A 12791-nucleotide genomic window follows, 5' to 3' on the forward strand; every position below is an offset into this window, starting at 1 on the left:
CACTCTACACTTTCCTACAAATTTTGAGCGTCAGCGTTTTTGAACAAGTCGATATTTTACAATTACTTACGAATTCCGCAGGCACAATTCAGGACACCTATACCTGTAACCAGTTGAATTTATTCGATTTATAGTTGGACAGTAGTGACCCTGAGCTTTTAAATCCCCTTATGTTTGAAAGTTTGAGGCTTTTAGGGTATATTTAAAACTTATCAGTTTGTTCTGCACAGAGTTTTTTGTGGCATTGTCCAACATCAGATAACTTAAACTGCCCTGCTATGAACATCATTTCGATCGGTGTCAATCACAAAACCGCACCAATTGAAATCCGTGAAAGAATCTCGCTTTCAGAAGTTCAGAACAAGGAGTTCATTACGGGTCTGATTGAAAGCGGAATCGCCCATGAGGCCATGGTCATCTCCACTTGCAACAGAACTGAGCTTTATGTAGTTCCCGCGATGCATGAAGTCACCGGAGAGTACCTCAAAGAGTACCTGATCGCCTTCAAGGATGCCCAAAAGGAGGTTCGCCCCGAACACTTTTTCAGCCGCTTTTACTGCGGTACCGCACGCCACATCTTTGAAGTGGCAAGTGCTATTGATTCGCTGATTCTTGGTGAAGGCCAGATTCTCGGCCAGGTAAAGAATGCCTATCGTATTGCCGCAGAGACACAGGCTGCCGGTATCCTTCTTACCCGACTCTGCCATACCGCGTTCAGCGTAGCCAAAAAGGTCAAAACCAAAACAAAGATCATGGAGGGCGCTGTTTCGGTAAGCTATGCAGCTGTCGAACTTGCGCAGAAAATCTTTTCGAACCTCTCCATGAAGAAGGTTCTGCTTGTCGGTGCCGGTGAAACCGGTGAACTGGCAGCAAAGCACATATTCCAGAAAAACGCACGCAACATCGTTATTACCAACAGGACTCTTGCAAAAGCCGAAGCCCTCAGCGAAGAGCTTGGTACCAACAAGGTTCTGCCCTATGAGTCATACAAGGAACATCTTCACGAATTCGATATCATTATCACCGCCGTCAGCAGCAAAGAGTATATTCTGACAGAATCGGAAATGCACCAGAGCATGCTTAAACGCAAGCTGAAGCCGGTTATCATTCTTGACCTTGGACTGCCGAGAAACGTCGATCCCGACATTGCAAAGCTTCAGAACATGTTTCTCAAGGATATTGATGCGCTCAAGCACATCATTGACAAGAACCTTGAAAAACGGAGTCGCGAACTCCCGAAAGTCAATGCCATCATTGAGGAGGAGCTTGTTGCTTTCGGACAATGGATCAACACACTGAAAGTCCGCCCGACCATTGTTGACCTGCAGTCTAAATTCATTGAAATCAAGGAGAAGGAGCTGGAGCGCTACCGTTACAAGGTAAGCGAGGAGGAGCTTCAGAGAATGGAGCACCTGACAGACCGGATCCTGAAAAAGATCCTGCACCATCCGATTAAAATGCTCAAGGCACCGATTGATACCGCAGACACGATGCCCAGCAGAGTCGATCTTGTCCGCAACGTTTTTGATCTCGAAGAACCAAATCAGTCACACTAAATAAAAATCCGTAATTGCTTTGAAAAAACAGCTTATCATCGGTACCAGATCCAGCCCCCTCGCTTTGTGGCAGGCAGAATTCACCAAGACGGAACTTTCGAGGCATTTCCCTGAACTCGACATCAAACTGAAGCTGGTTAAAACAACCGGTGATGTGCTTCTTGACTCTCCCCTGTCCAAAATCGGCGATATGGGCCTGTTCACAAAGGACATCGAAAAACACCTGATTGCCAAAGAGATTGACCTTGCCGTTCACAGCCTCAAGGATGTGCCGACAGGAACACCTGAAGGTCTGATCATCACCTCCTTTACCGAGCGTGAAGACACACGGGACGTCATCATTTCAAAGGGCGGCGTCAAACTGAAAGAGCTGCCTGCAAATGCCAAAATGGCCACAAGCAGTCTGCGCCGTATGTCGCAGCTCCTGAGCCTTCGCCCCGATCTTGATATTCGTGATATCAGAGGCAATCTCAATACCCGCTTCCAGAAGTTTAATGCCGGTGAATTTGATGCCATGATGCTTGCCTATGCCGGTGTCTACCGCCTGAATTTCAGCGACCGCATTTCAGAGATTCTTCCGCATGAAGTGATGCTTCCGGCTGTAGGACAGGGTGCGCTCGGCATTGAGACCCGTGTTGATGATGAGCAGACAAGAGAGATTGTACGCATCCTCAACCACGCAAATACCGAGTACTGCTGCAGGGCTGAACGTGCTCTGCTCCGTCACCTTCAGGGTGGCTGCCAGATCCCGATCGGTGCCTATGGCTCGTTCCAGAACGGAACACTCAGGCTGCTTGCCTATGTAGGATCAGTTGACGGTAAAGTCGGTCTGCATGACGAAATCACAAAAACCGGACTTACCTCTCCCGAACAGGCTGAAGAGGCCGGTATTGCACTTGCCGAGAAGCTCCTGGCGCAGGGTGCTGACGCAATTTTGTCGCAAATCCGCAAAACCCGCTGATGAAAACAGTTCTTGTTACCCGCCCCAAACAACAAGCTGCATCTTTTGTAAAGGAACTGGAACAGTACGGCCTGAACTCTTTTGTCTTTCCGACAATCGAGATCAGGCCGGTTTCCGGCTGGAGTGTACCCGATCTGAGCAAGTTTGACGGCGTTTTTTTTACCAGCCCGAACAGTGTCAGTTTCTTTCTGGATCGACTGCTCACCGAGAGTCCTGAAGAGTTGCAACACCTTCAGAAGCTCAAAATATGGGCGGTAGGGAAAACAACTTCCGGTGACCTCGCCAAACATGGTGTTACCACCGAGCCTCTCCCGAAAATCGCCGATGCCGTGACCCTCATGGAGGAGATCGGAAGTGAAGCGATTGCCGGACGAACATTTCTCTTTGTCAGGGGCTCTCTTTCACTTGGAACAATTCCTGATGTCATTGAAAAACGGGGTGGCCATTGCGTAGAGCTCACCGTTTATGAAAACCTGCCTCCATCCCTCGAAGAGACCGTAAAAGTAAAGGCGCTGCTTGAACAGGGCAAGCTCTCCTGCCTCTCGTTTACAAGCCCCTCGACTGCCATTAATTTTTTTGAAGCTATCGAGTCGAAAGTACTGCCATCAGGAGTACTTGTGGCTGCAATAGGCACAACGACCGCTTCAGCTCTTGAAAAGATAGGTCTTCAGGTTGATATTATCCCGGAATCATTTGACGGGCCCGGCTTTGCCAAAGCCATCGCCAAAGCCCTGGAACAATAACAACCCCTCCTGCTTCATCTGATCTCTCCCTCTATAAATCTTCATAGTCAGCCAGATCCTCGACACCGGGAATATCATCAATATCGCAGATGATTGTTGCTGCCGACTCGACGGGAACTGCATTGACCGGCTCCAGCCTCTCTTCTGTCCCGGAAAAAAGCATGAGCTGGCGATCATCCGCAGCAGAAGCGGCACCGGAACCATTTCTGCGGCGGCACTGACCATTATGCTCATCTTCCGCTTCCACCTCATCTTCATCATGCAAGGGATTGTGCGACTGAACAGGAACCGGCTTTTTGCGCCGCTCAGACGATCGTACCGTATCAACCGCAACAGCGTCGAGTTTCTGTTCGATCGTCTCCCGTAACGACTCCTCCAGCTCAATTCGCATGGCATGGAGAAGCTGCAGCGAGTCCGCCCGATGCTGGGAAAGTTCCCTGCGCAGCTCCATACCGGTCCGTTCGATCTCCTTCTGTACTCTGCCCGGCCAACCGGTCAGGAGTATAACCAGAACTGCAAGGAGCAGCAGAACGACAGCAAGAAGAAGTACTGTTGTCATCAGGAATAATCAAAGATGATTAGCAATATCCTGAAGCAGCACACTGCCAATTGCATGATTGGCGCTGACAAGACCTTCCCCGTATATGGTTGCCTCTCCACGGTAGTCAAAACAGACGCCGCCTGCTTCAGTAACAACCGGTATCAGGGCCGCACAATCCCATGGGCTCATGATTTTATCAACGGCCACTTCTGCCCGGCCTGATGCAACCAGCATATGGCCGTAGCAGTCACCCCAGCCACGCACCAGTCCCCCCTCCAGGCGAAGCCGGTCAACAGGATGCTGCGAGGGAAGATCAAGCAGATACTCTTTTTCGGTATAAACTACCGTTGCATCCTGGGGCTCGGCAATCGAGGATACCGCTATAGGCGAACCATTCATATATGCCCCGCATCCCTTTTCAGCATAATAGAGCTCTTTGAGAGCGGGAAAGTGAACAACACCAAGCCGCACTGCCGCATCAACCTCAAGAGCAATCAGGACACCATAAAGCGGCACACCATGAATAAACGCCTTGGTGCCATCTATCGGATCAATAATCCAGCGTCGGTTGTTTGCCGATGGACGCTCATCAAACTCTTCGCCAAGCACACCGTCCCCCGGATAGGCAACACGGATAGCCTCCCGGATCAGCTCTTCAGCTTTCCGATCCGCTTCGGTTACCGGAGATGCATCCCTTTTGGTAAATACCTGGAGGGATTTACAGGAAAAATAATCGAGGGTTAACCTGCCTGCCTGTTCGGCTATTTCAAGGGCAAACTGAAGATCGGAAGTCATAGTGTGGAAAGTCCATTTAAAATCTTTTACCATAAAAATATAACATAATTCGTTCCGGGATGCCGATAATGGCTGTTATTACCGTTTTTTTTTCAATATTCAGGAGTACTTCAGAAAAATAAACCGACATAGCGATAAACGACCCCATCTGCATCACCTCTGCATAATCGGGATAGCATAGAGCAGCTCATCGGAACAGGAGCCGTGTTATTGAGTCAGGCAGCTGATTCACGGCAAATTAGTCAATCAATATCAGAAATAAACAATGAAACGCTTGATTGCCGAACGCGAAAAAGCCCGCCTCGGAGGTGGAGAAAAACGCATAGAAGCACAACATAAAAAAGGGAAGTTTACAGCCCGCGAACGAGTCAACATGCTGCTTGACGAAGGGAGTTTTGAAGAGTATGACATGTTTGTCACCCACCGGACAACTGATTTCGGCCTTGACAAAGAGAACTTTCTTTCAGACGGCGTCATTACCGGTCACGGAACCATTGACGGACGTCTGGTCTATCTGTTCGCACAGGATTTTACGGTGCTGGGTGGTTCGCTTTCAGAAACCAACGCGCTGAAAATCTGCAAGGTGATGGACCAGGCAATGAAGGTCGGCGCACCATTTATAGGCATAAACGACAGTGGCGGGGCAAGAATCCAGGAGGGCGTAAGAAGTCTTGCCGGCTATGGGAGCATTTTCCAGAGAAATGTCATGGCATCCGGCGTCATTCCCCAGATATCGGCAATTTTCGGCCCCTGTGCAGGCGGCGCGGTCTACTCCCCTGCGCTTACTGATTTCGTTGTCATGGTCGAAAAAACCAGTCATATGTTTGTCACCGGTCCAAAAGTGGTCAAAACCGTAACCGGTGAGTCCATTACCGAAGAGGATCTTGGCGGAGCTTCGGTGCATGCAACAAAATCAGGCGTCACCCATTTTGTCGGCGAAGATGAAATGGAGGGAATACTGTTGATCAAAAAGCTGCTGAGTTACCTGCCGCAGAACAATCTTGAGGAACCGCCCCAGGCATTCTGTAATGACCCTGCAGATCGTCTTGACGACAAACTGAATTCCATCATACCCGAAAAGCCGTCAATCCCCTACGACATCAAGGATATCATCTATTCTATTGCCGATAATGGCGAGTTCCTTGAAGTTCAGCGGCAGTATGCCCGAAACATTGTGGTCGGCTTTGTGACCTTCAATGGAATCTCAACAGGGATTGTTGCCAATCAGCCCAACTACCTGGCAGGATGTCTTGACATTGATGCTTCACGCAAGGCTGCAAGGTTTGTCCGGTTCTGTGATGCCTTCAATATCCCTCTTGTAACGCTTGTTGATGTTCCCGGCTTTCTGCCCGGCAGTGCACAGGAGTTTGACGGTATTATCACCAACGGAGCAAAACTGCTTTTTGCCTATGCAGAAGCTACGGTGCCGAAAATTACCGTGATTCTCCGTAAAGCCTATGGCGGCGCATACATCGTCATGAGTTCCAAAATGCTCCGTGGAGATATCAACTATGCATGGCCAACGGCTGAAATTGCTGTCATGGGCCCGATAGGCGCCATTGAGGTGCTTATGAACAGAGATCTGAACGCTATTGAAGATCTCGAAGAACGTGCAAGGTTTGTTGCTGAAAACGCAGCGGAGTATCGTGAAAAATTCGCCAACCCTTATCAGGCAGCAAAATTCGGATATATCGACGATATCATTGAACCACGTAATACCCGTTTCAGAATAATCCGTGCTCTGCAGACGCTCTCGACAAAAAAAGATCAAAACCCCCCGAAAAAGCACTCGACCATTCCACTGTAACAGGGAAGAAACAATGACTACCATCCAGCAAATTTTACCGATTGATCTATCGGCTATAACAAGCGGGCATCTGGTGATGGCCGTCACCGGGTACAGCGTTGTCTTTCTGTCGCTCTTTCTGCTCGCACTTCTCTTCAGTGTAATACCAAAAGTGCTCTCCTGGAATATCAGAAGAACATTTGACGATGAGGGTGATGAAGCAAAAAAGGCTCTGGCAGGAAACATGATTCCCGGAGAGGTGAGCGCAGCAATAGGTGTTGCCATCTCGCTCTATCTCAATGAGCTTCACGATCAGGATGCAGCAATTCTTACGATTAAAAAAGTCGGCAAAAGCTATACCCCGTGGAATTCGAAAATCTACAACGTCATTAATTTCAAAGGGTTTCAACAATGAGAAAATATAAATTCACAATCAGCGGAAACCGCTACAATGTGGAAATCAAATCCTTTGAGGAGAACAGTGCCGAAATAGAGGTAAACGGCACATCCTATCAGGTAGAGCTGGGTCAGGAGATAAAAAGACCCCAGACCCCTAAGCTGGTCCGCTACACTCCTCCTACCCCGCCAAAACCGCCGGAACCGCTCATCACCCAGGGGTTGAGCATCATAAAGGCGCCGCTTCCCGGCACCATTATTGCCCTCATGGTCCAGGAGGGATCACCGGTAAAACGGGAAGAGCCGATACTGGTACTGGAAGCGATGAAAATGGAAAACAATATTTTTGCTGAAAAAGCCGGTACAGTCAAGAGTGTCAGGGTAGCGGTAGGCGACACAGTCATGCAGGGTGATATCCTGATAGAAATTGAATAACACGATTATGGATGGACTTGTACAGTTTTTAGATTACTCCGGTTTTTCCAACATCACACCGGGCCATCTCTTGATGATTCTGGTTGGAATGCTTTTCATCTATCTGGCCATACGGTTTGAATATCAACCGATTCTTCTGGTTCCGATAGGGTTCGGTATACTGATCGGCAATACCCCGTTTATTGAGCATGGTGGAATGGCTCTCGGCATCTATGAGGATGGCAGCGTCATGAACTACCTCTATCAGGGTGTGCTGAAAGGGGTGTTCCCTCCCCTGATTTTTCTCGGAATCGGAGCAATGACCGATTTCTCACCCCTGATCTCAAACCCGAAGCTTATCCTTCTCGGAGCAGCGGCCCAGCTCGGCATTTTCATGACCTATATCGGTGCAATCTCCCTTGGATTTACCAACCCGGAAGCTGCGTCAATCGGTATTATCGGCGGAGCTGACGGCCCGACAGCAATCTTTCTCTCTTCGAGACTGGCGCCCCATCTCGTCGGATCCATAGCCATTGCTGCATACACCTACATGGCACTTGTTCCGCTCATTCAGCCACCGATCATGCGCCTTCTGACTACCCAAAAAGAGCGCAGAATCAAAATGAAACCGCCTCGCTCGGTTACCAAAATCGAAAAGGTGATGTTTCCTGTATTCGCGCTGCTCCTGACCGGATTCATCGCGCCAGGCTCCCTGCCGCTGCTCGGCATGCTCTTTCTGGGGAATCTGCTCAAGGAGTCGATGGTGACACAACGGCTTGCCGATACCGCAAAAAACGCCATGATTGACATCGTGACCATCATTCTTGGTGTGACAATCGGAGCATCTACCCAGGCGACCACTTTTCTGACTCAAAGTTCAGTCCATATTTTTATTCTCGGCGCAACCGCCTTCATGTTCTCAACAGCAGGAGGGATCCTGTTTGCGAGGTTCATGAACCTTTTTCTCTCGGAAGAGAACAAAATCAACCCGCTCATCGGAGCCGCAGGAGTTGCAGCAGTACCGGAAAGTGCCAGAGTCGCCCAGATTGAGGGACTGAGAGCCGATCCGACCAATCACCTGATCATGCATGCCATGGCACCAAATGTCGCAGGGGTGATCGGTTCAGCCGTTGCTGCCGGTATCATGATGAGTTTCCTGTTGTAAAGAGCGATCCCGCTCCCCGGTCAGATTCATATCAGAGCAACGACTTTCTTCAAAAGGAGCCTGTTGTCAAGAGGTTTGAGGAGATAATCGTTCATTCCGGAGAGCAGGGCATGCTGAACAGTTTCCGGATCCGAGTTCCCGCTCATGCCAATGATAGGAATATTTCTGTACTCCCATTGTCCTGAACGGATGCGCCTGGCCGTTTCAAGACCGTCAAGAACAGGCATCTGCAGATCTATCAGCATCAGATCGCAGTGATGGTTTTCAAGAGTATCCATCGCTTCCTGGCCATTTACCGCCTCAACAATAGTTAAACGGAACTTCTGGAGGATGTTTCTGATAATCATGCGGTTAACTGCGGAATCATCAACCACAAGCAGCGTCTTGCCGCCAAGAGAGCCCTGCAGTATCGCCGGGTTTTCCTTGATGGAAGCTGTCACCAGATGTAAAAGATCAGCAAGCGCAAAGGGCAGGGAGAGCAACCCCTGTATGCCCGACTTTTCAGCCCTTCCAAGGAGAATATACGAGGGCTCAGCAGTATAGGCGACTACCGGCAGATGTTTACCGTTTCCCCTGATTCTGTATGCAAGCTCAAAAGCATCAAGTACCGGGAGATTAAGGTCAACAAGCAGCAGATCATATCGTTCCGATTCAATCATCTCCATAACCTCACTGCCGGTGAATGCCTCATCAATATCCACTCCAAGAGGATGAAGATAGCGGCGGATCATGGCAAGAATCTCAGGGTTATCATCAGCCAGAAGAAAGCGCTTCCCTGATAAAGAGAGACGGCTTTCAGTGTAGAGCAACTCCTCATAGTCAGCAATTTCGGATTCGGCAAGCACGGGAAAACTCAACACAAATTCGGTAAACTCACCATGCACGGAGTTGCATGTAATATCTCCGCCGAAAGAGCGCATAACCCGTTTGCAGAAGGCAAGGCCAAGGCCGGTTCCACCCTTTCTTCCCGAAGTGAAAAACGGATCAAACAGTTTTCCGAGATTTTCCGATGAAACACCAGGCCCGTTATCCCTTACATAAAGCCTGTTCAGGCTCTCTCCGGGCTGCAGACGAATATCAATACGACCGCCGGGAAATGATCGTAAAAAATAGAGCGCATTGAGAATGAGGTTAAAGAGCACAAAGATGAACATGTTCTCCGCACCCCGGAACATAAAGTCTTCCCCGTCCTGAAAATGCACCTTCTGCCGCTCCTCCTCCGATTCATAACTGTACTCATCAAGTGCCTTATGAGTAACCGCAGATATGGAATAAAAGGAAAAGGTGCTCTTTGAAGAGGCACTATCCTTCACCTCTTCAAGAATCATCTCAATAATCTGGATACCCCGGTTAACGGCCATCTGACCCTGGGCAACCCGTTGATAGATTCGTTCGACACCGCTGACCGGAATCGAAGAAAAATCACTCTCGGGATGATAGAACGGAAGTTCCTGCTGAATGGCATCAAAATTAAAGCGTATCTGCCCGAGAGGATTACGCATCTCATGAGCAATTCCACCGGCAAGAGCCTGCAGGGCATTGTTTCTCTCCTGGGCCATAATGCCTCTTTTATTGCTGTAGCTGAACACATAACCCGCAACAATAGTAAAACCGAGAACAATAAGATAGAGAGGAATATTGAATGCCGGATGTAGTTCAACGTGAGGAACGGAAAAAAAATAAAAAAGAGTTGCACCGGCAACGCCGATAATCAGATCAATGAGAAACATCAACCAGTTGGGGACAAAGGAAATCAGCACAAAGAGCATGAATATTTCCCAGTAGAGCCAGAGCTCATGAAAATTGTTCATGACAAGATTGACCGTAAATATAAAAGGAAGAACAAAAATGATCGAAAAGTGCCAGTATACAGTAAAATGATTCTTGAGTAAGTGAGGAAGTCTCTCTCTGAAAAACATCGAAACACACAAAAGCGTCGCAATAAGACGTAGGGTAAAATTTTCATAAGGGAGATGAAATCCATACTTGAAGGTAAAGTAGAAAAAGAAATGGGCTGGAGCGCCGAAAATACCGGCTGCAAGAATATTGAAGCGTGATACCTGGGTTCCCTCCCTGATACAATCCCGTATGTAGGAACGAATGTTCAATGTTTATCCCTTAGTAATGTTTCAACACATTCACCAGCCGCCCTGAAGCAGGCCTCGATAGAGGCTCCCCGACGATAATCACCTGTTGCGCCGAATCCGGCAAACTGATCAAGCTGTTGATCAATCTCGTGAAGTAGCCGGTAATGCATGGGAGAATAAGCACACAATCCTTCAGTAATATACCGATACGCAAAGGACTCTCTTTGGTTGTCCCTGATTGAAAACCAGGGTCCGGCAATGCTTTCTCCCAGAGCGATAACCTCTTCCGCTGAAGTGGTTTCGGAAATAACGGATCTTGAAGCCCTTCCGCTGAAGGTATAACGAACCAGATTCAGGTCATTGATACCGTAGGCTCCGGCATTACTCAGCGGATAGGTGTGGTCAAAAACCATGGCTCGCTGTGACGAGGTGAAAACATTATGATGGTATTTGACAATTGCTATCGCTACAGGATAATAACGAACTTTACGGAGTAAAGCAGATGCTTGAGGAAGAATCCCTTCAAGCAGAAAGCCAAGCCGGAGAGCTGGCAGCGCGGAAATTACACGATCATACACCGCCGTTTCTGCAACACCCTGATGCAGGTAACCCAGCTTGATGAGAGGTGAGCCCGGATCGCGAGATAGTGACGTGACCCTGTGGCCGGAAAGAATACGGAGCGAACCTTCGACAGCGAACTCCTGAAAGGCATCGAGCATTCCATGCATGTCGGGTTTCAACTGCTCATAGCTGTCAAGCACAAGTGCAAGGTTTGATCCAAAATTACCAGGAGAGCACTCATCGGGCTCCGCTCCGTTCATACGAACCGTAACCGGTCTTGCGATATGACTTAAACAGGGCTCTTTCAAATATCCGGCAAGCGAGGTGTGATCAAACTTATCTGCAACCCGGTTGAAATAGTCACTGTTGAGCACACCCTGTGAGCGATCCTTGAGAATTGCCTGAACATGTGGATAAAGCTTCCTTATGCCGTCAAAGCCGCATAGAGACATAAAACGCAGCGTATTGAGCAGTCTGGCGCCCTCCTTGTTTATCCTGACAACCCGACCGTTTATAATCTGTGAAGTATTGAAGCCGAAATATTCATAATCAGCAATACCGCATGCCGTCACAAACTCACGAAACCGACGGTAATTTTTACCGACATTCTTGCCGCCAAAATCAACCCAGCGATTATCAAGCCGTTCACTGCCTATCCTTCCGCCAATTCGAGGTGCAGACTCGTAGAGATCAACTTCAATATTTCGCTGCATCAGGTAGAATGCCGTCGCGATGCCTGAAATTCCACCGCCTATAACTGCTGCCCGCATCATATGGAAGGTTCCGCTTCAAGAATCCGGCTTACTTTTGCGTCAAACTGCATTTTGCTTCTGGCTGATATTTTTTCAAGCCGCACTTTCTGCTGCTCATAGTGCGCTCCATTTATATAGGCAAAAGCTTTCATTGTGGCATCAGCACAAACCTTGCCCCACTGTATGACCTGAATGAAGATAGGAGCCTCTTTGTCTTCGCTCGTCTCATTTGCAGAGAAATCACCGTACGCTCTGAGTACAATCGGAGCGTCCCGCTCAAGATAATGAAAAAAATTAGTATTATAATTCAAAAGTGCAAGCCCTCCAGTAAAAGGCAACCCGAGAATATGTGCGGTAGCAAGCGCTGCCTGCCGGAGTGCTTCAAGCATGAGCATCCCTTGAACGTGGTCGGAGGTATGGTCAAAAATCAGCTCTTCCGTCTCGCCGAGCATGTTGAAATAGAGCAAACGCCCTGCAGAGTAAAAATCAGAAACCAGTACATTGGAGGCATTTTTTTATGCACAAATTTCTTATTGATCGGGCAGGGATACTTATCATCCAGTGTTATGGCAAGGGGCGATTTCACCAAACTTTTCAGATCAAAAGGCAGTTTTTGCATTAACGCTGCGGCAGTATTGATGTCAAAAGGGGGAAGCGCATTTTGAGAAGGATAGAGCAGCGCCTTGACAAAGGCATATACCCCGGGATGCGTCATACGATAGTCAGGTGAAAGAAATATTTCGCAGGTGTTACCAAGTAACTGAAGAAAACGGGAGGCTTCATCAATTGATTCCACATGGACAACCTGAAGAGCACCCGACTCTGCCGGCAGTGTATCACCATTGAAAAGAAGGGTAAATGCTTTTTTCCCTGGGTTACGGGTAAGAACTCCATGATCTTTTTTTGTCCTTTCGATAGTTCGATATATCGGAAGCCTCAATACCGGCTGAGTCTGAATGGGTATCCGTAATTCATGTGTTTTGCCTCAGATGGAAATGGAGAAAATGCCTTGTTGAGTTAGCGAGTTAATGTTA

13 protein-coding genes are annotated in these 12791 nt (G+C 48.4%); 7 read left to right on the forward strand and 6 right to left on the reverse strand.

Going from position 1 to position 12791, the window contains the following annotated elements; genetic code table 11:
• Positions 1 to 278 precede the first annotated feature (278 nt).
• The 3 genes from hemA to BOO20_RS04040 are packed head-to-tail and all read left to right on the forward strand — an operon-like array spanning position 279 to position 3260.
• Positions 279 to 1556, forward strand: a complete 1278-nt coding sequence (gene hemA, locus BOO20_RS04030; protein ID WP_076790786.1) for a glutamyl-tRNA reductase — start codon at positions 279 to 281, stop codon at positions 1554 to 1556.
• Positions 1557 to 1575: 19 nt separating this feature from the next.
• Entirely contained in the window at positions 1576 to 2517 is a 942-nt protein-coding gene (hemC, locus tag BOO20_RS04035; RefSeq protein ID WP_076790788.1) for a hydroxymethylbilane synthase, read from the forward strand.
• The gene (locus BOO20_RS04040) at positions 2517 to 3260 is read left to right on the forward strand and encodes a uroporphyrinogen-III synthase (protein WP_076790789.1); all 744 of its coding nucleotides are present in this window, start codon (positions 2517 to 2519) and stop codon (positions 3258 to 3260) included. Before hemC ends, BOO20_RS04040 begins: the two co-directional genes overlap by 1 nt.
• Before the next feature lie 31 nt (positions 3261 to 3291).
• On the opposite strand, the gene BOO20_RS04045 is transcribed toward BOO20_RS04040, so the two are convergent.
• Both BOO20_RS04045 and hisN read right to left on the reverse strand, forming a co-directional pair.
• Positions 3292 to 3819, reverse strand: coding sequence for a hypothetical protein (locus BOO20_RS04045; protein WP_076790791.1), 528 nt, complete (start codon positions 3817 to 3819; stop codon positions 3292 to 3294).
• Between the two features lie 9 nt (positions 3820 to 3828).
• Positions 3829 to 4596 (reverse strand): histidinol-phosphatase, encoded by a 768-nt coding sequence (gene hisN, locus BOO20_RS04050; protein ID WP_076790793.1) that lies wholly within the window; start codon positions 4594 to 4596, stop codon positions 3829 to 3831.
• A gap of 265 nt (positions 4597 to 4861) precedes the next feature.
• Here hisN and BOO20_RS04055 point away from each other — a divergent pair, with 265 nt between their 5' ends.
• Genes BOO20_RS04055 through BOO20_RS04070 form a run of 4 tightly spaced genes read left to right on the forward strand, consistent with a single transcriptional unit; the run spans position 4862 to position 8357 of the window.
• Positions 4862 to 6403, forward strand: a complete 1542-nt coding sequence (locus BOO20_RS04055; RefSeq protein WP_076790794.1) for an acyl-CoA carboxylase subunit beta — start codon at positions 4862 to 4864, stop codon at positions 6401 to 6403.
• Between the two features lie 13 nt (positions 6404 to 6416).
• Positions 6417 to 6797 (forward strand): OadG family transporter subunit, encoded by a 381-nt coding sequence (locus BOO20_RS04060; RefSeq protein WP_083694537.1) that lies wholly within the window; start codon positions 6417 to 6419, stop codon positions 6795 to 6797.
• Positions 6794 to 7213: a biotin/lipoyl-containing protein gene (locus BOO20_RS04065; RefSeq protein WP_076790796.1), complete on the forward strand. Its 420-nt coding sequence runs from the start codon at positions 6794 to 6796 to the stop codon at positions 7211 to 7213. The genes BOO20_RS04060 and BOO20_RS04065 overlap by 4 nt, the downstream gene beginning before the upstream one ends.
• A gap of 7 nt (positions 7214 to 7220) precedes the next feature.
• Entirely contained in the window at positions 7221 to 8357 is a 1137-nt protein-coding gene (locus BOO20_RS04070) for a sodium ion-translocating decarboxylase subunit beta (protein ID WP_076790798.1), read from the forward strand.
• A gap of 26 nt (positions 8358 to 8383) precedes the next feature.
• On the opposite strand, the gene BOO20_RS04075 is transcribed toward BOO20_RS04070, so the two are convergent.
• The 4 genes from BOO20_RS04075 to BOO20_RS13060 are packed head-to-tail and all read right to left on the reverse strand — an operon-like array spanning position 8384 to position 12697.
• On the reverse strand, positions 8384 to 10465 hold the full coding sequence (locus tag BOO20_RS04075) for a hybrid sensor histidine kinase/response regulator (protein WP_076790800.1): 2082 nt from the start codon (positions 10463 to 10465) through the stop codon (positions 8384 to 8386).
• Complete coding sequence (locus tag BOO20_RS04080) at positions 10462 to 11778, reverse strand: FAD-dependent oxidoreductase (protein WP_076790802.1); 1317 nt, start codon at positions 11776 to 11778, stop codon at positions 10462 to 10464. The genes BOO20_RS04075 and BOO20_RS04080 overlap by 4 nt, the downstream gene beginning before the upstream one ends.
• Entirely contained in the window at positions 11775 to 12224 is a 450-nt protein-coding gene (locus tag BOO20_RS13055) for an AfsA-related hotdog domain-containing protein (RefSeq protein WP_076790803.1), read from the reverse strand. The genes BOO20_RS04080 and BOO20_RS13055 overlap by 4 nt, the downstream gene beginning before the upstream one ends.
• Complete coding sequence (locus BOO20_RS13060) at positions 12185 to 12697, reverse strand: hypothetical protein (RefSeq protein WP_076790805.1); 513 nt, start codon at positions 12695 to 12697, stop codon at positions 12185 to 12187. The genes BOO20_RS13055 and BOO20_RS13060 overlap by 40 nt, the downstream gene beginning before the upstream one ends.
• Positions 12698 to 12791: the final 94 nt, after the last annotated feature.

Source organism: Chlorobium sp. KB01 (genome assembly GCF_001975465.1).
GTDB lineage: Bacteria > Bacteroidota > Chlorobiia > Chlorobiales > Chlorobiaceae > Chlorobium.

Coding starts and splice junctions, on each gene's coding strand:
- hemA (WP_076790786.1), top strand. CDS start 279: ATGAACATCATTTCGATCGGTGTCAATCACAAAACCGCACCAATTGAA.
- BOO20_RS04040 (WP_076790789.1), top strand. CDS start 2,517: ATGAAAACAGTTCTTGTTACCCGCCCCAAACAACAAGCTGCATCTTTT.
- BOO20_RS04045 (WP_076790791.1), bottom strand. CDS start 3,819: ATGACAACAGTACTTCTTCTTGCTGTCGTTCTGCTGCTCCTTGCAGTT.
- hisN (WP_076790793.1), bottom strand. CDS start 4,596: ATGACTTCCGATCTTCAGTTTGCCCTTGAAATAGCCGAACAGGCAGGC.
- BOO20_RS04055 (WP_076790794.1), top strand. CDS start 4,862: ATGAAACGCTTGATTGCCGAACGCGAAAAAGCCCGCCTCGGAGGTGGA.
- BOO20_RS04060 (WP_083694537.1), top strand. CDS start 6,417: ATGACTACCATCCAGCAAATTTTACCGATTGATCTATCGGCTATAACA.
- BOO20_RS04065 (WP_076790796.1), top strand. CDS start 6,794: ATGAGAAAATATAAATTCACAATCAGCGGAAACCGCTACAATGTGGAA.
- BOO20_RS04070 (WP_076790798.1), top strand. CDS start 7,221: ATGGATGGACTTGTACAGTTTTTAGATTACTCCGGTTTTTCCAACATC.
- BOO20_RS04080 (WP_076790802.1), bottom strand. CDS start 11,778: ATGATGCGGGCAGCAGTTATAGGCGGTGGAATTTCAGGCATCGCGACG.